Here is a 24,350-nt window from a genome sequence, read left to right as displayed (position 1 = left end):
GCACGGGCCGGGAACGGACCTGGGACGGCCGGGCTCAGTCAGGGACCTCCGTGAAGACGAAGGAGAACTCCGCGGCCGACGCGGTCAGCCGGTACCGGTCCTGCACCCCGGGGCCGCACGACTGGGAGCCGATGCCGTGCTGGCCGTGATCGAGGTTGACCCACACCGTGTCGCCCGCCGACAGGTCCGTCCGGTGCCGGGCCGCGTCCAGTTGCTCCGTCGTCCACCGGCGCGCGGTGAACCAGAACGCCGGATCGCCCTCGACGCGCAGCCCGCCGATCCGCGCCCACCGCACGTCCGCCCGCGCGCCGTTCTCCTGCGGACGCACGTACGGCGTCTGCAGTTGGTCCACCGTCGACTCCCAGCGCCCGATCCTGGAGGCCGACCCGGTGTCCGGGTACGCCTCGCCGGGGCCGCCGCCGAACCAGGTCACGCGGTCGGCGGAGGCGGGCAGCCCGAACCGGATGCCGAGCCGCGGCAGGGGTACCGCCCAGTGGCCCTCGGGTCCCACGGACACGGTCAGCCGCAGCCGGGTGCCGTCCGACGTCCACCGGTACACCGTGCTCAGGCCCGCCTCCGAGCCCGCCGGCGCCACCCGGGTCCGTACCGTCAGCGCGTCCTCGCCCACGTCCACGCCGTCCAGGCGATGCCGCATCCGGTGCAGGCCCAGCCGGCGCCAGAGCGGACCGTGGCAGGCGTCGGGCTGCCAGGGCGCGCCCTCGTCGTTGTCGGTCGGCGCCCGCCACACGTCAAGGCGCAGCCCCGTGACCCCGACCCCGCCGATCGTCCGCAGCGCGCCCGTACGGGCGTCGAAGGCGGCCGGGCCGAGGGTGATCAGCCGCCCGTCGCGCACGGGACCGTCGCCCCGTACGGCCCGTGCCGGCGGCCGGGCGGCGACGGGGAACTGCGCCCAGGCGACCTCGTGGCCCCGGGGCGCCCACGCGGTGTCCTCGGCGAGCAGGGCCCGTACGGTCCACCGGGTCTCGCCGTCCCCGCCGCCGTCCGGCGGAGCGGGGAGCTTCACCTCGCCGCTCTCGCCCGCCGCGAGCGCGGGCACCGGGAGGGTGCCCGTCCCGACGGTCTCGCCGTCGACCTGACAGGACCACTCGAAGGCCAGCGCCGAGAGATCGGCGAAGTCATGGAGGTTGCGGACCCGCAGCGTCCCGTCGGCGGCGGGGTCGCCCGTGATCCGGACCGGTTCGACGACCTTCTTGAACTCGGCCAGACCGGGGGAGGGCGTCCGGTCGGGGAAGAGCAGCCCGTCGCAGACGAAGTTGCCGTCGTGCAGCTCCTCCCCGAAGTCGCCGCCGTACGCGAAGCCGAACCGCTCGTCCTTGACGCCGTGGTCGATCCACTCCCAGACGAAGCCGCCCTGGAGCCGGTCGTGGGCCTCGAACAGCCGCTGGTAGTCGGCGAGTCCGCCCGGCCCGTTGCCCATGGCGTGGGCGTACTCGCACAGGATGAACGGGAGCGTGCGGCGCCGCAGACCTCCCCCGTCCCGGTGCGCGCCGACCTCCGCCACCTCGGCGTGCGGCAGGTACATCCGTGAGTACACGTCCGTGTCACGGCAGTCGGCGTCGCCCTCGTAGTGGAGGAGGCGCGAGCCGTCGCGGCCGCGGATCCACCGGGCCATCGCGGTCAGCCCGCGTCCGGTGCCGGCCTCGTTGCCGAGCGACCACAGGACGACGGACGGATGGTTCTTGTCGCGCTCGACCATGCGGGCCGCGCGGTCCAGGAGCGCCGGGGTCCAGCGGTCGTCGTCCACCGGGTTGTCCCGCCAGCCCTGTTCGACGAAGCCGTGGGTCTCCAGGTCGCACTCGTCGATCACCCACAGGCCGTACTCGTCGCACAGGTCGAGGAAGGCCGGGTGGGGCGGGTAGTGGGAGGTGCGGACGGCGTTGACGTTGTGCCGCTTCATCAGCAGCACGTCCTCGCGCATGGTCGCCGGGTCCAGCGCGCGGCCCCGCTCGGGGTGCCACTCGTGCCGGTTGACGCCCTTGAAGAGGGCCGCCTTCCCGTTGACCTTGATCAGCCCGTCCTCCAGCACCACCGTGCGGAAACCGATCCGCAGCGGCACCCGCTCGCCGGCGGTCGCCAGCACCCCGTCGTACAGCCGGGGTGTCTCGGCGGTCCACGGTTCGACGGGGACGCTCACCGGCTCACCGGTCGCGACGTCGACGCCCAGTGCGGGCACGCTGACCCGGCCGTCGACGTCGGAGTCGACGCGCAGGGTGCCCGTTCCGGTGGTGTGGTCGTACGAGGCGTGCGTGAAGAAGTCGCGCACGGCGTCCGCCGGGCGGTGCAGCAGGGTGACGTCGCGGAAGATGCCGGGCAGCCACCACTGGTCCTGGTCCTCCAGGTAGGAGCCGGCCGACCACTGGTGGACGCGGACCGCGAGGACGTTGCCGGACGGCTTCAGCAGATGCCCGACGGCGAACTCGTGCGGCAGCCGCGAACCCTTGAACTCGCCGACGTCCGTGCCGTTCAGCCAGACCCGGGCGCAGGACTCGACGCCGTCGAAGCGGAGCACGCAGCCGCCGTCGGCGGGCCAGTCGGCGGGCAGGTCGAAGACCCGCAGATGGTCACCGGTCGGATTCTCGGTCGGCACCCGCGGCGGATCGACGGGGAACGGATAGAGGTGGTTGGTGTACGCGGGCGAGCCGAAGGCCCCGCCGCCCTGGAGCACCCAGTGGCCGGGCACGGCCACCACGGCCCAGTCGCCCGCGTCGTACCCCTCCTCGGCGAAGGAGTCGTCCTCGGCGTCGGCGGTCGGGGACACCCGCAGCCGCCACCGGCCGTTCAGGGAGAGGGAGGCGGCGTCCGAGGACGCGTACCAGGCGCGCGGGGGCAGCGCGCCGCTGCCCGGAGAGACGTCCTCGACGTAGTCGGTCGCGGAGGTGGATGCGGGGGCGGCGGTGGAGGCGGGGGTGGAAGCGGCGGAGGCGGCGGCGGTGCGCAAGGACATCGGTCTCCCGGTCGGGTCGTGAGGTCGTGAGGTAGTGAGGTCGTATGTCGTCTCGCGGCGGAGGCCACGGGGCGTGCGGAGCCGGGGTGGCCTCTGGCCCCGCCTCAGCCCTTGACGCCCGTCTTCGCGATCCCCTGCACCAGCCAGCGCTGGAGGAAGAGGAAGACGAACACCAGGGGCAGGATGGAGATGGCGGTCGCCATGAAGATCAGATGGAAGTTGACGGTCTGGTTGGTCATGTACGAGGAGAGCGCGACCTGGACCGTCCACGCCTTCGGGTCCTGGCCGATCACCAGCGGCCACAGGAAGGCGTTCCAGCCGCTGATGAAGGTGATCGTCGCGATCGCGGCGAAGAAGTTCAGCGAGTTGGGGACGACGATGCGCCAGTACGCGCCCCAGTGGCCGAGCCCGTCCACGCGTGCCGCCTCCTCCAGTTCCTTCGGGAACCCCAGGAAGTACTGCCGGAAAAGGAAGCACGTGAAACCGCTGAAGAGGCCGGGGACGACGAGACCGCGGAGGCTGTCCACCCAGCCGAGCGACGACACCAGCACGAAGCTCGGTACGAAGGTGACGGCTGAGGGCACCATCAGGGTCACCAGGACCCCGTAGAACACCTTGTCGGCGTGCCTGTACGGGATGCGGGCCAGCCCGTACCCGGCGAGCGAGCAGACCAGCAGCGTGCCGAGGGTGTGCAGGACGCCGACGACCGCGGAGTTCCACAGGGACCGGGCGAACGGCACGGCAGGGTCGTCGAAGAGTTCGCCGATGTTGCCCCACCGGAGGTGGGCGGGGAAGAACGTCCAGTCCTCGCCGGTGATCTCGGCGTCGGTGGACAGGGAGTTGCGGACGAGCAGGTAGAAGGGGACCAGGAAGAGCAGCGTCGCGACGCCGGTGGCCACGTAGAGGCCGGCGGAGCCGATGGTCCCGTGCCGCCGCCCCCGCCCCGCTCGCCCGTGCCCGCGCCTTCGGCGCCCCGCGGTGCCGGTCTTCGTGTCGTCGGCGACGGTCGTCATGCGGACTCCTCCCCCCGGCCGAAGCCCAGGAACCTGCCCTGGAGCAGGGTCACCAGGCAGATCAGCAGGGTCAGGATCACGGCGCCGGCGCTGCCCGCGCCGTAGTCCTGGTTCTGGCCCAGGGCCGTGTAGTACAGCTCGACGAGGGGCGGGCGGCCCCAGGTGGTCTTCTGCAGGAGGTTGTAGAACTCGTCGAAGGCCTGGTAGGCCGCGACCAGCAGGAGCAGGATCACGGCGGTCGAGGTCGCGCGCAGCTGGGGCAGGGTGATGTGACGGAAGGTCTGCCAGCCGGGCCGGGCGCCGTCGATCGCGGCGGCCTCGTACAGCTCCCGCGGGATGTTCTGCAGGGCCGCGAGGAAGAGGATCATGTAGAAGCCGGCCTGCAGCCAGAGCCGTGCCGTGACGATGACCAGCCAGTACCAGGGCGGGTCGGGGTCGGCCAGCCAGGCGATGTTCCCGACTCCGAACCAGCCGAGGACGGTGTTCATCAGGCCGAACCGGACCCCGCTGAAGACGGACATCTTCCAGATCAGCGAGGCGGCGACGTAGCTGCAGGCGGTGGGAAGGAAGAAGACGGAGCGGAAGAACGCCCGCATGAAGCGCAGCCGGTTCACCATCAGCGCCAGGCCGAGGGAGAGGGCCCAGGTGACGGGCACGATGATCGCGGCGAAGACGGTGAACGTGCCGAGGGAGCCGGTGAAGTTGCCGTTCGTCAGCATCTGCCGGTAGTTGTCGAGGCCGACGAACTTGCTCGGGGTGACCGTGAAGCGGGCCTCGAAGAAGCTCAGCCAGAGGCTCCAGCCGATCGGGATGTAGACGAAGATCGCCAGTCCGATGAGGAACGGCCCGGTGAAGAGCCAGAAGGCGAGGGTGCTGCTGCCCCGCAGCCTCCGCCGCGGAGGTGCGGCGGCGGACCCTGCCGGGGCGGTGCGCGCGGCCTCGCGGGAGGTGGTCGTCGACATGTCGTGGCTGCCCGTCCGCCGGTCTATCCGAACAGCTTCTTGAGTTCGCGCCCGACCTTCTTGTCGGCCTTGTCGAGCGCGGCCTCCGGGTCCCCGTCCTTGCGGACGCAGTCGGCGAAGACGTCCTCCAGAGCGGTGATCATGGTCTGGGTCCAGCCGATGTTGTCGAAGTGCCCGAACTCGTCGAAGAGGCGGACACCCTCGGCCGGCAGGCCGGTCCTGAGCTTGTCGGCGGACCGCGCGAGCGAGGTGCGCGGGGGTATGTGGAAGCCGTACGAGAGCGACCAGTCCTCCTGGTACTTCTTCCGGTCGATCCAGAGCCACTTCACGTATTCCTTGGCCAGGTCGACGTGTCTGCCCTTGGCGTTGACGAACATCGACCAGCCGCCGTTGTAGACGGACGGCCTGCCCGCGTCGGTGACCTTGGGGAAGGGGAAGACGCCGAGGTCGTCGCCGAGTGCCTTCTGCATGACGGGCATGGCCCACATGCCGCAGAACTGGACGGCGCACAGGCCCTGGTCGAGCGCGGAGGGGTCCCAGTAGTCGGCGGGGGCGTCGAGGAGCAGGTGGCCGCTGGTGAACAGCTTCCGCAGCTTGGTGAGGCCCTCCTTGACCCCGTCCGTGTGGTAGGCGATCCGGTTCTTGCCGTCGAGGGTGTCGGCGCCCGCCGACCAGATCATGGGGTTGATGACCGCGTGCAGGTCGTTGCCGAGGAACAGTCCCTTGACCTTGCCGGTGGTGAGCTTGGCGGCGGCCTCGATCAGCTCGTCGAGGGTGGCCGGCGGTTCGAGCCCCGCCTTCTCCAGGAGCGACCTGCGGTAGAAGAAGAACTGCGGGTCGTCGATCATCCGGACGCCGTACGTCTTCCCGTCGACGGTGTGCGAGGCGATGTCGGCCGGATTGAAGTCGTCCTTGACCGGGTCGATGATGTCGTTCAGCGGGGCCACCTGGCCGCTTCTGACGAGCTGGATCTGCGGGTGGAACTCGAAGACGTCGGGGGCGTTCCCGGTGAGCAGGGAGGCGAACAGCTTGCTCTCGAAGTTGGTGCCCGTGATCCACTGCGTGGTCACGTCCGCCTTGTCGTAGGCCTTCGCGTAGCGCTTCACGGCCGCCTCGGTGCCGGCCTCGCCGTACGCGTGGAAGTACTGCACCAGGCTCTTGCCCGAACCGCCGCCGCCCGAGCGGCCGTTGTTGCTGCCGCAGGCGGCCAGCGGGCCCAGTGCGGCCAGGCCCGCGGTGGCCCGCAGTACGGATCGGCGGTCCCAGTTGCTGCTGCTCAGTGCCGGCATGCTGACGTCCTTGTCTCGAGTACGGCTGCGGTGCGGTCGTCGAGCGGGTGGTCCGAAATGGCGTCGCGGTGCGGGACGTTAACCTTCGGACAATGCTTCGGCAAGGGGTTGGACGAAGCCGGTCCGAAGCGTTGCCGCGCGTTCGGGATGCCGGACGTCGCCGGACGCGGCAAGGGGTCGCGGGAGCGCGCCGGGAGACGGTGGACGAGGGACGGTGGACGGTGGACGGGGGACGACGGCAGGGACGGTGCGCGTGTCCCGTCACGGGGCCGGCGGCGCCGGAGGCGTCACGCCGGAGGCGCGGTGCGGCCCCGCGCCGGGGCGGCGGGCCTGGCGGCGGGCCGCTGGCCGACCGACCGGAGGGCGCCCTCCAGGGCGAAGGTGGCGGCTCCCAGGCACACCGGGTCGGTGGGGATGGGGGAGAGGACGATCTCGGTGGCGGCCAGCGGCCGCGGCAGCGCGTGCCGGGCGACGGCCTCGCGCACCTCGCGCAGCAGCGGCTCGCCGAGCGTGGCCGCGACCCAGCTGCTGAGCACGACCACCTCGGGGTTGAGCAGGTTCACCAGGTCGGCGATCCCGGCACCCAGGTAGCGCGCCGTCTCCCGGACGACGGCCACGGCCACCGGGTCCCGGTCGGCCAGCCCGCGTGCCATTGCGTCGATCGTGGCCGTCTGGTCCTCGGGGTGCAGCAGCGGGCTTGCGGGGCTCGACTCCCGCAGGTTCCGCATGATCCCGGGCGCGCCGACGTACGTCTCCACGCACCCGTGGTTGCCGCAGTGGCAGGGCCGGCCGTCGAGCACCAGCGTGGTGTGGCCCCACTCGCCGGCGCTGTTGCTGACCCCGCGGTGCAGTCCGCCGCCCAGCGCGAGCCCGGCGCCGACGCCGGTGCCGAGGTTGACCACGACCGCGTCCCCGCGCCCGCGCGCCGCGCCGAACCACAGCTCGGCGACCGCGCAGGCGCGCAGCGGGTTGTCCAGGTGCAGGGGGTAGGCGATGTGCTCGGAGAGCAGGGTGAGCAGCGGGACGTCGTGCCAGTCCCAGTTGGGCGCGTACTCGCAGACCCCGCGTTCCCGGTCGACCTGCCCCGGCACGCTGACGCCGACACCGAGGACGCGCGCGCCCTCCACGCCGGCCTGCGCCACCACCGAGCCGATCGCCGCGGCGACCTGCGCGACGACCTGCTCCGGGCGGTTCTCGCCCGGGCGCATGTCCTGTGAGGCGCGGGCCAGCACGCCCAGCGCGAGGTCGAACAGCTCCACGCGGACGTACGTCTCCGCGATGTCGACCCCGATCAGGGCGCCGCCCCCGGCGCTGACCGCGACCAGGCCGCGCGGCCGCCCGCCCGCCGAGTCCTCGAAGCCGACCTCCGTCAGCATGCCGAGGTCGAGCAGTTCGCCGACGAGCGTGGCGACCGTGGCGAGGCTGAGCCCGGTCGCGGCCGCCAGTTCCTGCCGCGACGTGGGCGAGCGGGCGATGATCTGGCGCAGCACCTCGTAGCGGTTCGCGGTGCGGATGTCGCGTGATGTGCCGCGCCTCATCGTCACTCCCCCTCGGTCCCCTTCGGCCCGCGCCGGGGCACAGCGGTCACGGCGCGGCGCAAGGCTATGGCCTGCCCCGCCTTTCGACAAGGGCTTAGGAAAGGGGCTGGAGGAAGTCCCCCGGCCCGGTGGGGCGGGACTCAGCCGCGCGGGGCGCCGAGGGCGTCCCGCACGAAGGCGTTGGCGAACGTGCCCGCCGGGTCCAGGGTCCCGGCCAGCGCCGCGAAGTCCCCGAGGCGGGGGTACCGCTCCCGCACGGCCTCGGGCCGGGTGGTGAAGACCTTGCCCCAGTGCGGCCTCGGAGCGAACGGGTCCAGCGCCTCCTCCAACCGCCGCACCACGGGCAGTACGGCCTCGGTGTCCTCGATCCAGGTGAAGTGGAGGGCGACGGTGTCCTGTCCGTACGCGGGGCTCAGCCACTGCCGGTCGGCGGCGACGGTCCGCACCTCGCAGATCCGCAGCACGGGGGCGATCGCCCCGCGGATCGCGTCGACGGCGTGCAGCGCGGCCAGGGCGTGCGCACGCGGCAGCAGGTACTCGGACTGCAGCTCCGCCCCGCTGCTCGGGGTGAACTCCGCCCGGAAGTGCGGAAGCCGCTCGTGCCAGGGTCCCGGCACGCCGAACTGCTCCGTGCAGTTGACCGCGGGCATCCCCGGCACCGGGTGCATCGCCTCGGTGGCGGGCGCCGCCCACGGGGACACGGGCAGGGGCTGGTCGGTGCGGCGCTTGAGCCACACCTGCCGGAAGCCCGGCCGCCGCCAGTCGGTGAACAGGCTGACGCTGTACGCGCTCGCCGCCACCGTCTCGAAGTCGAGCCCCTCCAGCGGCAGTTCGGTGAAGACGTGCTGGCTGACCTCGTATCCGGGCTCCAGGTCGAGGGTGAGCGCGGTGACGACGCCGAGGGCACCGAGTGCGGTCACGGCGCCGTCGAAGCGCTCGTCGCCCCGGCCGATCGTCAGGAGCGAGCCGTCGGCCGTGACCAGTTCCACCTCGCGCACGGCCGAGGCGAGTGAGCCGTTCGCCGTGCCCGAGCCGTGGGTGCCGGTCGCCACCGAGCCCGCGACCGAGATGTGCGGAAGGGAGGCCATGTTGTGCAGCGCGAGGCCGTGACGGTGGACACGGGCGGCGAGCTCCGCGTACCGGACGCCTCCGGCCACCCGGACGGTACGGGCGGTGGTGTCCACGTCCGTGGCCGGGGGCAGTGCGGCCAGCGAGAGCAGTATTCCGTCCGGGCCCGGCTCCGCGATCGTGTTGAACGAGTGCCCGCTGCCCAGCACCCGGACCCTCGCGCTGTCGGCGACCAGTTCGCGCACCGCGTCGACCGACGCCGGGCTGTGCAGTTCCCGCGCGGAGTAGGTGATGTTGCCCGCCCAGTTGGTCAGGGTCCCGGTCGTCATCCCTGTCGTCCCTCCGCTGGAAGTGAGAAGCCCGTGCCGCCCGTCCGCCGCCGGCTGTCGTCGCGCCGGGGACCACCGGACCGCGGCCCGGCCGTCCCCGGCCGTCGGTGCGGAGGGGGCGTGCCGACGACCATAACCGCACTGGTGATCGGGTCGGCTGTCGCGTTCGGATGCTGGGCGGCCCGTGGGCCGGGCCTACTCGCAGATGACCGGCTCCAGCACGGCGAGGGTGCCGTTCGCCCGGCGCAGCGCCCCCTCCAGGGTGGCGGGGATGTGCAGCGCGCCCGTCCCGTCGGGCGGGACGATCCACTCCAGCAGTCCCGCGGGGCGGTAGGGCGGCGGCACCGAGACCCAGGAGCCCCGCCCGGCGTGCCGGATCCCGGAGCCGACCCAGCGGCTCACCGGGTCGGGAGGCAGGAAGAAGCCCACTCTCTGCGCGGCGGAGTCCATCAGTGTCGGACCGGGCACGTCGACAGGGACCCGCCAGAGGATGTCCAGGGTGAGCAGCCCGAGCTGGGCGGGCACGCTGAGCACGTCCCAGTAGCGTCCGGCCTCCAGGAGCACGGTGCCGTGGCCGCGGTCCCACTCCCGCTTGCACGCCCGGGGGTCCGGCGCCGCCGCGGCGAGCCATTCCACACCCTGCATCGACACTGTGCTCGTCATGTCCACTCCGAGGAAAGAACCCACCGCGTGCCACCGGGCGCGACAGCGCCCGAGCCGGGTTCCCGGACTGTGGTGATCCCGAACGAACCCGACATTTCCATGCTCATGGATAGGTCCGCGCAGCGGAAGGGGTGGCGTGGCCTGGCGTTTCCCCGGGCCGGCCGCGGGCAGCCGGTCGCGGGAGCCGGCCGTGCGGGGGCCCGGCGCGGCCGGTCCGCCCGGCGGGGCATACCGTGAGGAGTCGAGCACAGGACCCACAAGCCGGGCTCCGGCCGTCCCCCGAAGACGGCCGGTGCCGTGGGAGCGAGGAGAACGGGATGGGCAGCCGCACCGCGCTGGTCGAGGATCTGATGGAGCGCTTCCCGCACGTACCGCGGGAGGCCGTCTTCAAGGAGGACCTGCTCAGGGGCGGGGTCGCCTTCGACGCGTCCGCGCTCAGCGACAACGAGAGCGGGGACGTCAAGCCGAAGTCGTACTTCATCTTCTCCTTCGACCACGGCACCCTGCCCGAACTGGGCGAGGCCGCGCTGCGCCGCCCGCCCGAGGAGATCATCCTCACCGGAGGCCCGTACGACCTGCGGCGTACCGTCGTCTCCGTGCGGGTGAACCCGTCCTCGCCCTACCGCGTCGCCTCCGACGAGGACGGCATGCTCGGGCTCTACCTGGACGGGAAGCGGATCTCCGACGTCGGCGTCCCGCCGATGCCCGAGTACTACCGGCACACGCTCTCCAACGGGAAGTCCGTGATGGAGGTGGCCCCCACCATCCAGTGGGGTTACCTGATCTACCTCACGGTCTTCCGGGTCTGCCAGTACTTCGGCGCCAAGGAGGAGTGCCAGTACTGCGACATCAACCACAACTGGCGCCAGCACAAGGCGGCCGGGCGGCCCTACACGGGCGTCAAGGACGTGGAGGAGGTGCTGGAGGCCCTGGAGATCATCGACCGGTACGACACGGCGAAGGCCTCCACCGCCTACACCCTCACCGGCGGCGCGATCACCAAGACGGTCTCCGGCCGCGACGAGGCGGACTTCTACGGCCACTACGCCAAGGCCATCGAGGAGCGCTTCCCCGGCCGCTGGATCGGCAAGGTCGTCGCCCAGGCCCTGCCCAAGCCGGACGTCCAGCGCTTCAAGGACTACGGCGTGCAGATCTACCACCCCAACTTCGAGGTGTGGGACGAGTACCTGTTCAAGATGTACTGCCCCGGCAAGGAGCGGTACGTCGGCCGCGACGAGTGGCACAAGCGCATCCTCGACTCCGCCGACGTCTTCGGCGCGCGCAACGTCATCCCCAACTTCGTCGCGGGCGTCGAGATGGCCGAGCCCTTCGGCTTCAAGACCGTCGACGAGGCCATCGCCTCCACCACCGAGGGCCTGCGCTTCTTCATGTCGCACGGCATCACACCCCGCTTCACCACCTGGTGCCCGGAGCCCACGACACCGCTCGGCAAGGCCAACCCCCAGGGGGCGCCGCTGGAGTACCACATCCGGCTGCTGGAGGCCTACCGCTCCACGATGGAGGACTTCGGCCTGTCCTCCCCGCCCGGCTACGGCCCGCCCGGACCCGGCAACGCGGTCTTCTCGGTGAGTTCCTTCATGGACAGCCTCCCGGCGAACGAGCCGGCCCCCCGGTAGCCGCCCGAGGAGGCCTGTTCAGGGGTCCGGGGAGGGGCCGCTTCCCTGCCGGGAGGCGGCCCCCCGCGGTCTCCCGGAAAATGCTTTGACACCCTTCCCCCGCCCCCCGCTAGGGTGAGACCCGTTCGAGCGGTGGCCGTGAGGCGCCGTCTTCCGGCCGCGCGTGTATCAGGAGGTGTTGACCGATGGCTGTCACTGTGCTGGGCGCTGCCCGCATCCCGAAGCTCATCAAGTCCACCTCCGTGGCCGCCGGCTGACCTCTTCCCGCTTTCCTCCGCGCCTGCGCGCGCCCGCCGAGGCCACCCTGTGAAGGGTCTCCCTTGACTTCCTCAGCTTTCCCCACCACTCCCACCTCCGCACACCCGCTCGCCCCGTACGGCTGGGACGACGCGTGGGCCGACGAGTTCGCCCCCTACGAAGCCGAGGGGCTGCTGGCCGGCCGGGTGGTGCGGGTCGACCGCGGGCAGTGCGACGTCGTCACCGCCGACAGGGCCGTGCGCGCCGACACCGCGTTCGTGACACCCCACGACCCGCTCCGCGTCGTCTGCACCGGTGACTGGGTCGCCGTCGAGCCCACCGGGAACCCGCGGTACGTACGGACGTATCTGCCGCGCCGTACCGCCTTCGTGCGCTCCACCTCCTCCAAGCGCTCCGAGGGGCAGATCCTCGCCGCCAACGTCGACCACGCGGTCGTCGCCGTCTCCCTCGCCGCCGAGCTCGACCTCGGCCGCGTCGAACGCTTCCTCGCCCTGGCCTGGGAGTCCGGCGCGCAGCCCGTGGTCGTGCTGACCAAGGCCGACCTCGTGCCCGACGCGGCGACCCTCGGGCATCTCGTCCAGGACGTGGAGACGTCGGCACCCGGAGTGCCGGTGCTCGCCGTCAGCTCCAACGCGGGGGAGGGCCTCGACGTCCTCGCGGCGGTCCTGTCCGGGAGCACGTCCGTGCTGCTCGGGCAGTCCGGCGCGGGCAAGTCGACGCTCGCCAACGCGCTGCTCGGCGAGGACGTCATGGACGTCCAGGCCATCCGTGACGTGGACGGCAAGGGCCGCCACACCACGACCACCCGCAACCTCCTCGTGCTGCCCGGGGGCGGTGTCCTCATCGACACGCCGGGTCTGCGAGGGGTGGGTCTCTGGGACGCCGGAAGCGGCGTGGGACAGGTCTTCGCCGAGATCGAGGAACTGGCCGGGGGCTGCCGCTTCCACGACTGCGCGCATCTCGCGGAACCCGGCTGCGCGGTCCTCGCCGCCGTCGAGTCCGGCACCCTGCCCGAACGCCGCCTCGACAGCTACCGCAAGCTGCTGCGCGAGAACCAGCGGATCGTCGCCAAGACGGACGCCCGGCTGCGCGCCGAGATCCGCCGCGACTGGAAGCGCAAGGGCGCGGAGGGCCGCGCGGCGATGGAGGTGAAGCGGGGGCGCTGGAGCTGAGCGCGCCGGGGACACCCCACCCGGCGTCCCCACCCGGCGTCCCTCCTGCGCGCCCCGGCGGGTGCCGGGTCATGGCCTGCCGCCCCGCGGACCGGCGGGGCGGCAGCGCCGTGTCCGAAACCCGCCAGCCGGGGCGCCGGGCGTGGCGGACACTGGTGGGTGTGGATGACGAAGAGACCAGGTACGAGGCGGTGCGCAGCCGGGACGGGCGGTTCGACGGCGCGTTCTTCTTCGCCGTCGAGACGACCGGGATCTACTGCCGCCCCAGCTGCCCCGCCGTGACACCGAAACGGCAGAACGTGCGCTACTACGCGACCGCCGCCGCCGCGCAGACCTCGGGATTCCGGGCCTGCCGGCGGTGCCGTCCGGACGCCGTGCCCGGCTCCGCCTCGTGGAACGTACGCGCCGACGTCGTCGGCCGGGCCATGCGTCTGATCGGGGACGGCGTCGTCGACCGCGAGGGCGTCGCCGGCCTCGCCGTGCGCCTCGGCTACAGCGCCCGGCAGGTGCAGCGCCAGCTCACCGCCGAGGTCGGCGCCGGCCCCGTCGCCCTGGCCCGCGCCCAGCGGGCCCACACCGCGCGCGTCCTGCTGCAGACCACGGACCTGCCGGTCACCGAGATCGCCTTCGCCGCCGGTTTCTCCAGCGTGCGCCAGTTCAACGACACCGTCCGGGCGGTCTACGCCGCCACCCCCAGCGGGCTGCGCGCCGCCGCGCCCCGGGACGGCGCCCGGGACGCCCCGCGCGCCGGCGGACCGGAGGCCGGGATCCCGCTCCGCCTCGCGCACCGCGGCCCCTACCAGTCCGGCGCCGTCTTCGACCTGCTCGCCCGCGAGGCCGTCGCGGGCGTGGAGGAGCTGACCGGCACGCCCGGCTCCCGCACCTACCGGCGCACCCTGCGCCTCCCGTACGGCACCGGTGTCGCCGCGGTCGGGGAACGGCCGGGCGGGCCGGTCCGCTCGCCGAGGCGGCCCGCGGCCGGACATCACGGCGGCTGGCTGGAGGCGCGGCTCCACCTCACCGACCTGCGCGACCTGACCACCGCCGTCCAGCGGCTGCGGCGCCTGTTCGACCTGGACGCCGACCCGTACGCGATCGACGAGCGGCTGGGAGCCGACCCACGGCTCGCCCCGCTCGTCGCGGCCCGGCCGGGCCTGCGCTCGCCGGGCGCCGCCGACCCGGACGAGTCGGCCGTACGGGCGCTCGTGGGGCGTGCGGAGGCCGGACGGCTGGTGCGGCGGTACGGAAAGGCGCTGGACGCGCCCTGCGGCACGCTCACCCACGTCTTCCCCGAACCGGCCGTGCTCGCGGAGGCCGAACCCGACGGCACCGCCGGCCGTCTCACCGCCGCCCTCGCCGACGGCGCCCTGCGGCTCGACGCGGGCGCCGACCGCGACGCCGCGCACGCGGCGCTCCTCGCGCTGCCCGGCATGGACGCGCGCACCGCCGCCGTCATCCGCACCCGGGCCCTCGGCGACCCCGACGCGGCGCCGCCCGGCGACGACGTACCGGACACCTGGCGCCCCTGGCGCTCCTACGCCCTCCACCACATCAGCGTCCACAGCGACTCCGAACGGGAAGCCCACCGATCATGACCACGCCCAGCCCGCAGACCACGGTCTGTTTCACCCACCTCGACAGCCCCGTCGGCCGCCTCCTGCTCACCGCCGACGAGTCCGGCGCGCTGACCTCCCTGTCGGTACCCGGCCAGAAGGGCGGCCGTACGGTCCTGCCCGGCTGGCGGCCCGCACCGGAGCTGTTCAGCGAGGCACGGGAGCAGCTGGCCGCCTACTTCGCCGGAGACCTCGAGGAGTTCCGGCTCCCGCTGCGCACCGAAGGCACCGCCTTCCGGGAGCGGGTGTGGGCCGCGCTCGACGAGGTGCCGTACGGCGCGACCACGACGTACGGCGCCGTGGCCGCCCGGATCGGGGCCCCGCGCGCGGCGGTGAGGGCCATCGGCGGCGCGATCGGCGCGAACCCCCTGCTCGTGGTGCGCCCCTGCCACCGTGTCATCGGCGCGGACGGTTCCCTCACCGGGTACGCGGGCGGCCTGGACCGCAAGCAGACCCTGCTCGCCCTGGAGGGCGTCCTCGGCCGCGGGTGACGGGTCAGCCCCAGATCGTCGCCCCCAGCCACGCCCCCAGGACCAGCAGACAGGCGAACAGCTCCGTCAGCACCCGCGCGCCTCCGGTCCGCATCATGGCCCGCACCACGTCCATCGCCTCCGGGTGACCGGCCGGACGCAGCCGGGCGGCGAGGTACAGCCCGCCCAGGAAGCCGGGGACCGCGCCGATCACGGGGAGCACGAAGAAGCCGAGCAGCGCGCCCCAGCCCGCGTACGCGGTCAGGTGGGACGGGACGCCGTGCTCCAGCGGGTTCCAGGCCGGCAGCCGGCGGCAGACGGCCCCGGCCAGCAGCAGCACCAGGGCCGTGGCGGCGAGCAGGGCCAAGGAGAGGGGGTCCGGGTCCGTCAGCGCCCACCACAGGACCCCGGCCCACACCAGCCACGACCCCGGTACGCCGGGTACCAGCACCCCGCACAGGCCGAGCAGCATCACCAGACCGACCAGCAGGAGCTCCGACACTCCCATCTGCCCAGAGTGCAGGAGCGCGGCGGGAACCGCAGTTCAGGCGGACGGGCCGGTCCCCCGCGGGCGGTCCGCCCGCTCCCGTGCCACCCAGCCCCTCTCGTACGCGTGCCAGCCGAGCTGGAGCCGTGTCGTCACCCCCGCGAGCTCCATCAGCCGCCTCACCCGGCGCTGTACGGTCCGCAGCCCCAGGCCGAGCTGTTTGGCGACGCTGACGTCGGTCATTCCGGCGAGCAGCAGGGAGAGGATCTCCAGGTCGGTGCCGTCGGGACCGTCGGGCCCCTGTTCGAGGACGGTGCCCCCGGTGGCGAGGCGCAACGGCAGCGCGTCGCGCCACACCGACTCGAACAGTCCGGACAGCAGCTCCAGCAGCCCGCTCGCGTGCACCACGAGGGCGGCGGGTTCGGCGGTGTGCGAGGTGAGCGGCACCATCGCGAGCGTCCGGTCGGCGATCACCAGCTTGGTCGGCACGGTGTCCACGACGCGCACCTTCTCGTCCCGGCCCAGCGCGGCGGACAGCTCGGTGATCCCGGTCGGCAGGCCGAGGACCGCCCGCTCGACCACCACGCGGTAGCGGACACCGCGGTCCGCCGCCTGCTCCTCCGCGTCGTTCTCCGTCCCGGAGACCACCAGCGGGTCCCCCGTGACCAGCGCGCACACCTCGTCGCTCGCGCCGAGCTGGAGCTGCAGGAAGCGCTGGGCGACCGCGCCCGCTCCGATCACGACCTCGACCAGGTCGTGCACGGCCGGTTCGACGGCCCGCGCCCGGTACTCCTCGGCCAGCAGCGCGGCACCCAGCTCCGCCTGCTCCAGCTCGTGCCGCCGACGGGTCAGCAGGGCGCCGAGCGCCACCCCGGGCGGCGCCGCGACCCACCGGCCCGGACGGGCCGTCGACTGGGCCGCCAGCCCCTCCCGCTCCAGCCGGCGCAGGGCGCGCTCGGTGTCGTCCTCGCCGAGGGCCAGCCGTCTCGCCAGGTCGGGCAGATCGGCGGCGCCCGCGGACACCAGCGCCCGGTAGGCCGACTCGTGCGTCCCGTCCAGTCCTATCGCCGCCAGCACCCGGTCACGCCCCTCCCCGAAGGATCCGTCCGGGCCGGGCCGTGGCGGGAAACGGCCACGGCGTGAACCCGCCTCGGCACATCATCGCCGCACCACCGGCTTCTCTGCCAAGGTGGCCGGAACGCGTCTCCCGCCCCGTCCATGACGCCCCGTCGGCGGACGGGCGGCGGACGGGCGGCGTGCCGAGGCGCGCCGTCGACGACAGGCCGGATTCACGGGATTCGAAGGGGAGTTCCCGGAAACCCGGTCACCCTCGGGCCGAACCGGCCGGCGCCCAGGCGTGCCGGCCGTTCGGACCGTGTCCCGGGGCCCGTGCCAGGGGCCGGGCCCGGGACACTCCGGCGCCGCCGGGCGGTTCTCCCGTGGGGGGTGGGACCGCCCGGTGGTCCGGTTCGCCCGGCCGGCGGACGCGAATTTGGCGATGCCCCGTTCCCCTGACGCCCCGGCGGTGGACAATCGGGGACATGAGCCAGCAGGGGGAGAGGCCCACCGGTCAAGGGGACGACTGGTGGCGGCAGTTGTACGACGACTCCACCGAGGACACGGGACCCGCGGCCGCGGCCGATTCTCTCGACGACCGGTTCGCGTCGGCGGCGGGCACGGTGGGCGGGGAGCCCGCTCCGCCGCCGCGCGAGACCCCTCGCACACCGCCGGGGACACCCGCGCCACCGATACCGATACCGGGACCGTCCGGGCCACCGGCACCGGGACCGTCCGGGCCGGGACCTTCGCAGGCTCCGCCGCCGGGAGCCCCGAACCCGCCCGCTGCCCCGCCCGCGCCCGCGCCCGCGCCCCCGCCCGTGCCGGGGCAGCGGGCCGCCGGACCGGAACGGCGCGCCGCCCCGTGGGAGCCGCCGTCCGCCGGGGCGCCGCGGCCCGCGAGCTTCCCGCCCGGTCCCAAGCCGCCGGGTTTCCGGGGGCGGTCGCCGGAGCCGGGGCCCGTGTCACCGGCCCAGGAGGCACCGCCCGCTCCCGAGGAGGCGCCCGGGACCTCGTCGCCGGCACCGGAGCCGGGGGACACGCCGCCGACGCCCCCGCCCTCCGTCGCCCACGTCGGCAGCGGACCGCCCACCTACGACCCCGAGCCCACCGCGCTGCCCGCCGCGGACCCGGACGGACTGGGCGACCTGGTCGCCGACACCGTGCTGGACGGGGCGCGCTACGGAGCCTGCACGCTGCGGGCCGCCTCCGTGCGCGGGGACTCCGCGCGCTACCGGGGCGAGCCGCGCCGCGACTCCCTGCTGACCGCCCGGTTCGGCACCGGGGACAGCGCGCTGGTCCTCGTCGCCATGGCGACCGGGGCCAGGACCACTCCCGCCGCGCACCGGGCGGCCGACGAGGCCTGCCGGTCGATCGGCAGGGCCGTGGGCCGCAGCCACGCCCGGCTGGCCGCCGACATCCGCGCGGCGCGCCGGGGCGAACTCAAGTCGGGACTGCAGCGGCTCACCGACCGCAGCCTCGGCAAGCTCCGCGCCGGGGCCGCCGACCGGGGCGTCGGCCCCGAGGAGTACGCGGCCGGTCTGCGCTGCCTGCTGCTGCCCGCGGACCCCGACTGCCGTACCCGGGTCTTCTTCGGCGTCGGCGCCGGTGGCCTGTTCCGGCTGCGGGACGGGGAGTGGCAGGACATCGAGCCACGCGTCGCGGACGTCGCCGGGGCGGCGGTGGTCGGCTTCGGCTCGCCGCCCCACGAGACCCCCGAGGGCGACCGGCTCACCATGGACCTGCAGATCACGACGCCACCGAGCCCGTACGAGCCCGCCCCCGAGCCGCCGCGGGAGCCGTTCCGCTTCCGCGCCTCCGTGGCCCGTCCGGGCGACACGCTCCTGCTGTGCACGGGCGGTCTGGCCGGTCCGCTGCGCGGCGAACCCGCTCTCGCCGGACATCTGACACGGCGGTGGTCGACGGGGGAGCCGCCGGGTCTCGCCGCGTTCCTGGCGGACACCCAGGTGCGGGTGAAGGGATACGCGGACGACCGCACGGCTGCGGCCGTATGGGAGGCGTAACGGCGCGCGCTGTGAATTCATGGAACCCGAAGGGATCTCCGGAGACCGAAGGGCAGTGCGGGCCATGGCCAAGCAGAACGTAGCGGAGCAGTTCGTCGACATCCTCGCCCGGGCCGGCGTCAAGCGCCTGTACGGAGTCGTCGGGGACAGCCTGAACCCGGTCGTCGACGCCATCCGCCGCAACTCCGCGATCGACTGGGTCTCCGTGCGGCACGAGGAGACCGCGGCCTTCGCCGCCGGAGCGGAGGCCCAGATCACCGGCAGGCTGACGGCGTGCGCGGGTTCGTGCGGACCGGGAAACCTGCACCTGATCAACGGCCTGTACGACGCCCACCGCTCCATGGCGCCGGTCCTCGCGCTCGCCTCGCACATCCCGTCGAGCGAGATCGGCCTCGGGTACTTCCAGGAGACGCACCCGGAGCGGCTGTTCGCCGAGTGCAGTCACTACAGCGAGATGATCTCCAGCCCGAAGCAGATGCCCAGGCTGCTCCAGACGGCGATCCAGAACGCCGTGGGCCGCAGCGGGGTCAGCGTCGTCACCCTCCCCGGCGACATCGCCGACGAGCCCGCCCCCGAGAAGGCCGCCGAGACCGCCCTGGTCACCTCCCGCCCCACCGTCAGGCCCGGCGACGCCGAGATCGACCGCCTCGTCGACATGATCGACGCGGCCGGGAAGGTCACCCTGTTCTGCGGAAGCGGCACGGCCGGAGCGCACGCCGAGGTGATGGAGTTCGCCCAGAAGGTCAAGGCTCCGGTGGGCCACGCGCTGCGCGGCAAGGAGTGGATCCAGTACGACAATCCATTCGACGTCGGCATGAGCGGTCTGCTCGGTTACGGTGCCGCCTACGAGGCCACCCATGAGTGCGATCTGCTGATCCTGCTCGGCACCGACTTCCCGTACAACGCCTTCCTGCCCGACGACGTGAAGATCGCGCAGATCGACGTGCGGCCCGAGAACCTGGGCCGTCGCTCCAGGCTGGACCTGGCGGTCTGGGGCGACGCGCGCGAGACGCTGCGCTGTCTGATCCCCCGCGTGCGGACCAAGGAGAACCGCCGCTTCCTCGACAGGATGCTGAAGAAGCACGCCGACGCGCTCGAGGGCGTCGTCAAGGCGTACACGAAGAAGGTCGACAAGCACGTCCCGATCCATCCCGAGTACGTCGCCTCGGTGCTCGACGACATGGCCGACGACGACGCCGTGTTCACGGTCGACACCGGTATGTGCAACGTCTGGGCGGCCCGCTACATCTCGCCGAACGGGCGCCGCCGGATCATCGGCTCGTTCTCCCACGGCTCGATGGCGAACGCGCTGCCGATGGCGATCGGTGCCCAGTTCAGCGACCGGGGGCGGCAGATCGTCTCCATGTCCGGCGACGGCGGGTTCACGATGATGATGGGGGACTTCCTCACCCTCGTGCAGTACGAACTGCCGGTGAAGGTGATCCTGTTCAACAACTCCTCGCTCGGCATGGTCGAGTTGGAGATGCTCGTCGCCGGTCTTCCCTCCTATGGGACCGCGAACAAGAACCCTGACTTCTCCGCCGTCGCCCGGGCCTGCGGGGCCTACGGGGTGCGGGTGGAGAAGCCCAAGGACCTCCCGGGCGCGCTGAAGGCGGCGTTCAGGCACAAGGGGCCGGCCCTCGTCGACGTCGTCACCGATCCCAACGCGCTGTCCATCCCGCCGAAGATCAGCGCCGAGATGGTCACCGGGTTCGCGCTGTCCGCGTCGAAGATCGTGCTGGACGGGGGCGTGGGGCGGATGGTGCAGATGGCGCGCTCCAACCTGCGCAACGTACCCCGCCCCTGACTCTCCGTGCGCCGACCCGGAGCCGGGATGACTGCCGCGGTGCAAGCGGGGAATGCATCCCGTGACCGCGAACGTGAACGTGTTCGAGCAAAGGGACCAGAAGGGGAACCGACATCGGGGTGCGGACGGGGGACATGAACAGGCAGGCACGAGGAGGTGGTCCCGTGGCCATAGGGGCCTCCTCGGCGCAGACGGCGCGGACCGCGCGGGAAGCGGCCGAGAGTCCGGCGGACCGGCCGGGCGAGGGGGAGCTCAGACAGAGGTTCGCCACGGCCGACCTGCGGGCCGTGGCCGAGGCCAGAAAGGCCATGAGAGAACTGCTGCGGGACTGGGGGGAGCCTGGGGAATCCGACACGGCCGAGCTGCTGACCAGCGAGCTCGTCACCAACGCGCTGATCCACACCGACCACGACGCGGTCCTGACGGCGACCGTCTCACCGCACGGACTCCACGTGGAGGTGCGGGACTTCGTGGGACGCAGACCGATCCTGCGGGTACCGGACGCCGACGGCGGTACGCACGGCAGAGGCCTGGTCCTGGTGCAGTCCCTGGCGGACGCCTGGGGCGTGCGGCCGCACGCCGTGGGCAAGGCGGTCTGGTTCGAGCTCTCCGCCGAAGCGTCCTGACGGCACGCCCGCCCCGGCCGCGGGGCGGAGCCCGGTGGCCGCCACCGGTCCCGGCCGCCCCTGAGCGGCCGGGACCGGCGGATGTTCTAGCCGAACTGCTGCTCCAGGTCCTTGAGCTTGCGCTCCAGGGAGTCGAGCCGGGGCAGAGCCATCGTGTCGTCCTCGGCGGTCAGGTCGACGGTGAGCGGCTCAGTACCGGTGCGGACCGGCTGCAGGGAGGGCCGGGCGCGTACGGGCAGGGACTCCGCCGACGCGGATATGGCAGGCTCCGCGGCGGCCTGGGCCGGGGCGCGCTCCACGGCCGCGCGCTCGACGTCCGCGCGCTCCACCTCGATCCGCCGTCCCCCGCCGCGGCCGACCAGGCCCCGGTGGCCCCGGCTGAGCGCCTTCAGGTGAGCGCGCTCGACCCGCTCCTGCTCCCGGCGGCGCAGCCGGTTCTGCTCCTTCTGGCGCCGGTCCTCGCGCACCTCGTCCACGGCCTCGTCGAGGGTGCGGACGTTCTCCAGGAGCATCAGCGACCAGGCGCTGTACGTCTCGCGGGGCGCCCGCAGCCAGCGGACCATGCGGATCTGCGGCAACGGGCGCGGGACCAGGCCCTGTTCACGCAGCGCCGCACGACGGGTCTGCTTCAGCGCGCGGTCGAACAGCACGGCGGCCGACAGGGACATCCCGGCGAAGAAGTGCGGGGCGCCCGCGTGGTCGATGCCCCGGGGCGCGTGCACCCAGTTGAACCAGGCGGCGGCACCGGCGAAGGTCCACACGAGTATGCGGGAACCGAGCGCGGCGTCACCGTGGCTGGCCTCGCGGACCGCGAGCACGGAACAGAACATGGCCGCGCCGTCCAGACCGAACGGGACCAGGTACTCCCAGCCGCCGGTCAGGCCCAGGTTCTGCTGTCCGAAGCCGACCAGACCGTGGAAGGAGAGCGCGGCGGCGACCGCCGCACAGCAGAACAGCAGCACATAGGAGGCGATGCCGTAGACGGCCTCCTTGCGCCTGCGACGCTCCTCGCTGCGCTCCCACGAGTCGTCGGCACTCGCGGCGCTCTCCCCGGACCGCTTGCCGCGCGCGAGCACCGCCACCGCCGCCAGCATGCCCAGGAGCAGAACGGCGCCCGGGAGCAGCCAGTTCAGCGATATGTCGGTCAATCTCATCTGGGGTCCCTTGCATTGGGATAGGGCGTAACGCCCGCCATAGTGGCCCAATCCCGTCGGCCCTCAGGGGGTTTCGGGGCAAGAGGCCGCCAAGTGGGTGCACGGGGGCGCGCAGGGCGACGATCTGCTCGAACTGCCGCGCGAGGGACGAGAGTTGAGTACGAACAAGGCTACCCGTACGGGTGGTCGCGCGGACACGTTCTGCGACGCGTGGGGAAATTGTGCGTCACCTGTGATGTCCGCGTGCCCGGTCGGCCGCCCGCACGCCCCGGTCGGCCGCCCGTGCGGGTCAGCCCGCCGCGGTCGCCACCGACCTGGCGACCCGGTCGGCGTCGCAGGTGCGGGGGCAGGTGGCGCAGGTGTCCTCGGGGCGCACGGTGTAGAAGAGGCAGCAGCTGGCCCGGTCGCGGGTGGGCAGGGACCCGCCGTCCGGCCCGGTCAGCTCGCGGAACGCCGCCGAGCCCACGTACGGCCGGGTCGCCCCCGGCAGCAGCAGCTCCAGCTCACGCCTGGCCCGCGTCTGTTCGCCGAGGAGGTGGGCGACGTACCAGAGGCCCTCGACGATCTCGTCGGTCGCCATGCCCCACAGGGCCCGTCCCCGTCGTCGCATGCGCGGGGCGAAGCCGCCGAGCACCGGCTCCAGGTGCTCGGCCACGGCTGCCCGCACCTCGGTGCGCAGCGCCTCCTCGCCGGGGACGACGCGGGCGCCGGGCAGGGCGGCCGCCGGATCGTCCGGCAGGCAGGCGAACGCGCCGGTCCGTACGGCCATCCGGCCGGCCGTGCGCTGGAAGGCGACGTGCTCCACGGGGAACCGGGGCACCCGGCGGTGCAGGAACCACGGCACCGTGATCAGCAGGCAGGCGGGCCAGGCGTACCGGTGCAGCCCGAAGCTCGCGACGACGTCAGGCCGGGCCCGCTGCCCGTAGTCCCGTACGACCTGCGCGTCGTCCCAGGCCAGGAACGCGTCCAGCTCGGCCCCGCCCGCCGCGAGGCCGGCGGCGGTGAACCATCCCTCGCCCCGGGGCAGGGGCGCCGCCGCTCCCAGTTCCGTGACGACCAAACCCTCGAACGCCCCGGTCAGCCGGGCGTACGCGCCGGCGAGGGGTGAGCCGGCGGGGAGCACGGGCGCACTCGCCGGGGTGCTCTGCGCCAGGACGGGAACGGACATGCCGGGACCACCGCTTCACGATCGGTAGCAGGTAAGCCTTACCTTACCCTCGCGGACGGGTGGGTGAACCCGCGCCCTCGGCCGGGCCGCCCGCGCCTTCGGGGCCGTACCGCCTTCACGTGTCCGTACCGCCTTCAGGGCTGCACCGTCGCCGCCGGCGGCGTCACCTGCCGGGCCAGCCAGGTCGGCACGCCGCCCAGGAGCCGGAACAGCCGGGCCGCCTCGGCGCGCAGCCGGGACGCCTCCGGGTCGGTCTCGGCGTCGGCGAGGGAGGCCAGCGCCGGTGCCGTACCGACGAGATAACCCAGCTCCTCGCGGATCCGCAGCGACTCGGCGAAGCCGTGCCGGGCCTCCGCCAGTTCGCCGTCGCGCAGGGCGAGCCCCGCGAGATGCCGCCAGGTGAAGGAGAGCAGCAGCGGGTCGTCGTGTGCGGTGGCGCCCGCGTGGGCCCGGCGGTAGGCGGCGCGGGCCGCCTGCGGGGCGTGCGTCAGGTTCTCGGCGAGCAGGCCGCGACGGAAGTCGAGCAGCGCCCGTCCTCGCGCTCCCGGCGCGATGAGCGCCGCCGCCCGGCCGAGCGCGGAACGCGCCTCGTCGGCCCGGTCGCGCACGCCCAGCAGCGTGGACGCGTACGCGAGGTGCCCGCGTTCGCAGGCCGCCGCGCCCCGCTCGTCGTCGCTCCGGGCCAGCGCCTCGGCCGTGCGCAGCGCGTCCTCGGCCTCGGCCCAGCCCTGTTCGGTGTAGAGGCACCGTTCGACGAGCAGCGACACGCGCTGCAGCGCCGCGCCGGTGTCACCGGCGGCGGCCCGTGGCGCGAGCAGTGCGGCCGCGTCGGCCCAGCAGGCCCGTGAGCGCAGCCGCCATACCGCGGTCTGGAGTGGATCGTCCCCTGCAGTCGTTCCCGTACCAGACATGGCGGGATGCGCCACGTTGCCCTCCCCGAGCACGCCATCGAGCTGTTGAGTGCTGGCATCTCAGCATGGATCACGGCGCCCGGCCAAGAGGCTGGGTGAAAGATTTCACAAAGTCATGGTTGTTCGACCGTTCCCGCCCG

General features: G+C 73.3%; 19 protein-coding genes. 7 read left to right on the top strand and 12 right to left on the bottom strand.

The genetic code is table 11. The features are described 5' to 3' along the window. Positions 1-34: 34 nt before the first annotated feature. The 7 genes from ACFY93_RS05690 to ACFY93_RS05660 all read right to left on the bottom strand — a co-directional run bounded on the left by ACFY93_RS05690 (position 35) and on the right by ACFY93_RS05660 (position 9,827). A complete protein-coding gene (locus ACFY93_RS05690; RefSeq protein ID WP_391353860.1) occupies positions 35-2,965 on the bottom strand; it encodes a glycoside hydrolase family 2 TIM barrel-domain containing protein in 2,931 nt (976 codons plus the stop codon). 104 nt (positions 2,966-3,069) lie between these two features. Continuing rightward, the gene (locus ACFY93_RS05685) at positions 3,070-3,978 is read right to left on the bottom strand and encodes an ABC transporter permease subunit (RefSeq protein ID WP_391353858.1); all 909 of its coding nucleotides are present in this window, start codon (positions 3,976-3,978) and stop codon (positions 3,070-3,072) included. Then, positions 3,975-4,940, bottom strand: a complete 966-nt coding sequence (locus tag ACFY93_RS05680; protein ID WP_391353856.1) for an ABC transporter permease subunit — start codon at positions 4,938-4,940, stop codon at positions 3,975-3,977. The genes ACFY93_RS05685 and ACFY93_RS05680 overlap by 4 nt, the downstream gene beginning before the upstream one ends. A 23-nt stretch (positions 4,941-4,963) precedes the next feature. After that, on the bottom strand, positions 4,964-6,229 hold the full coding sequence (locus ACFY93_RS05675; RefSeq protein WP_391353854.1) for an extracellular solute-binding protein: 1,266 nt from the start codon (positions 6,227-6,229) through the stop codon (positions 4,964-4,966). A gap of 287 nt (positions 6,230-6,516) precedes the next feature. Beyond that, on the bottom strand, positions 6,517-7,767 hold the full coding sequence (locus ACFY93_RS05670) for an ROK family protein (protein WP_391353852.1): 1,251 nt from the start codon (positions 7,765-7,767) through the stop codon (positions 6,517-6,519). Positions 7,768-7,907: 140 nt separating this feature from the next. Then, positions 7,908-9,164 carry an FAD-binding protein gene (locus ACFY93_RS05665; protein ID WP_391353850.1) on the bottom strand — a complete coding sequence of 419 codons (1,257 nt, stop codon included), beginning with the start codon at positions 9,162-9,164 and terminating at the stop codon, positions 7,908-7,910. Positions 9,165-9,359: 195 nt separating this feature from the next. Continuing rightward, the gene (locus ACFY93_RS05660) at positions 9,360-9,827 is read right to left on the bottom strand and encodes a hypothetical protein (RefSeq protein WP_391353849.1); all 468 of its coding nucleotides are present in this window, start codon (positions 9,825-9,827) and stop codon (positions 9,360-9,362) included. 317 nt (positions 9,828-10,144) lie between these two features. Between ACFY93_RS05660 and ACFY93_RS05655 the strand changes: the two genes are divergently transcribed. The 4 genes from ACFY93_RS05655 (at position 10,145) to ACFY93_RS05640 (ending at position 14,998) form a co-directional block, all read left to right on the top strand. After that, positions 10,145-11,464 (top strand): radical SAM protein, encoded by a 1,320-nt coding sequence (locus ACFY93_RS05655; RefSeq protein ID WP_391353847.1) that lies wholly within the window; start codon positions 10,145-10,147, stop codon positions 11,462-11,464. A 320-nt stretch (positions 11,465-11,784) separates the two neighbouring features. After that, positions 11,785-12,894, top strand: coding sequence for a ribosome small subunit-dependent GTPase A (rsgA, locus tag ACFY93_RS05650; RefSeq protein WP_391353845.1), 1,110 nt, complete (start codon positions 11,785-11,787; stop codon positions 12,892-12,894). Between the two features lie 161 nt (positions 12,895-13,055). Beyond that, on the top strand, positions 13,056-14,489 hold the full coding sequence (locus ACFY93_RS05645) for an AlkA N-terminal domain-containing protein (protein WP_391353843.1): 1,434 nt from the start codon (positions 13,056-13,058) through the stop codon (positions 14,487-14,489). Then, positions 14,486-14,998 carry a methylated-DNA--[protein]-cysteine S-methyltransferase gene (locus tag ACFY93_RS05640; protein WP_391353842.1) on the top strand — a complete coding sequence of 171 codons (513 nt, stop codon included), beginning with the start codon at positions 14,486-14,488 and terminating at the stop codon, positions 14,996-14,998. Before ACFY93_RS05645 ends, ACFY93_RS05640 begins: the two co-directional genes overlap by 4 nt. A 4-nt stretch (positions 14,999-15,002) precedes the next feature. Here the strand turns inward: ACFY93_RS05640 and ACFY93_RS05635 are convergent, their stop codons facing one another. Together ACFY93_RS05635 and ACFY93_RS05630 are read right to left on the bottom strand one after the other, a co-directional pair. Next, positions 15,003-15,485, bottom strand: coding sequence for a DUF456 family protein (locus ACFY93_RS05635; protein WP_391353841.1), 483 nt, complete (start codon positions 15,483-15,485; stop codon positions 15,003-15,005). A 36-nt stretch (positions 15,486-15,521) separates the two neighbouring features. Further along, entirely contained in the window at positions 15,522-16,541 is a 1,020-nt protein-coding gene (locus tag ACFY93_RS05630) for a winged helix-turn-helix transcriptional regulator (RefSeq protein WP_391353839.1), read from the bottom strand. A gap of 464 nt (positions 16,542-17,005) precedes the next feature. Between ACFY93_RS05630 and ACFY93_RS05625 the strand changes: the two genes are divergently transcribed. The 3 genes from ACFY93_RS05625 (at position 17,006) to ACFY93_RS05615 (ending at position 20,977) form a co-directional block, all read left to right on the top strand. Next, positions 17,006-18,544 (top strand): protein phosphatase 2C domain-containing protein, encoded by a 1,539-nt coding sequence (locus ACFY93_RS05625; protein ID WP_391353837.1) that lies wholly within the window; start codon positions 17,006-17,008, stop codon positions 18,542-18,544. A gap of 64 nt (positions 18,545-18,608) precedes the next feature. Beyond that, complete coding sequence (locus ACFY93_RS05620; protein WP_391353835.1) at positions 18,609-20,351, top strand: pyruvate dehydrogenase; 1,743 nt, start codon at positions 18,609-18,611, stop codon at positions 20,349-20,351. 164 nt (positions 20,352-20,515) lie between these two features. Then, positions 20,516-20,977 (top strand): ATP-binding protein, encoded by a 462-nt coding sequence (locus ACFY93_RS05615; protein WP_391353833.1) that lies wholly within the window; start codon positions 20,516-20,518, stop codon positions 20,975-20,977. 86 nt (positions 20,978-21,063) lie between these two features. Here the strand turns inward: ACFY93_RS05615 and ACFY93_RS05610 are convergent, their stop codons facing one another. The 3 genes from ACFY93_RS05610 to ACFY93_RS05600 all read right to left on the bottom strand — a co-directional run bounded on the left by ACFY93_RS05610 (position 21,064) and on the right by ACFY93_RS05600 (position 24,225). Continuing rightward, positions 21,064-22,131, bottom strand: a complete 1,068-nt coding sequence (locus tag ACFY93_RS05610) for a DUF2637 domain-containing protein (protein ID WP_391353831.1) — start codon at positions 22,129-22,131, stop codon at positions 21,064-21,066. A gap of 289 nt (positions 22,132-22,420) precedes the next feature. After that, positions 22,421-23,299, bottom strand: a complete 879-nt coding sequence (locus tag ACFY93_RS05605) for a (2Fe-2S)-binding protein (RefSeq protein ID WP_391353830.1) — start codon at positions 23,297-23,299, stop codon at positions 22,421-22,423. A 134-nt stretch (positions 23,300-23,433) separates the two neighbouring features. Beyond that, positions 23,434-24,225, bottom strand: coding sequence for a hypothetical protein (locus ACFY93_RS05600; protein WP_391353828.1), 792 nt, complete (start codon positions 24,223-24,225; stop codon positions 23,434-23,436). Positions 24,226-24,350: the final 125 nt, after the last annotated feature.

The sequence above is a fragment of the Streptomyces sp. NPDC008313 genome, assembly GCF_042956125.1.
Taxonomy (GTDB): Bacteria; Actinomycetota; Actinomycetes; order Streptomycetales; family Streptomycetaceae; genus Streptomyces.
The sequence above is the reverse complement of the archived record's forward strand: the minus strand, read 5'-3'. Positions and strand labels throughout refer to the sequence as shown.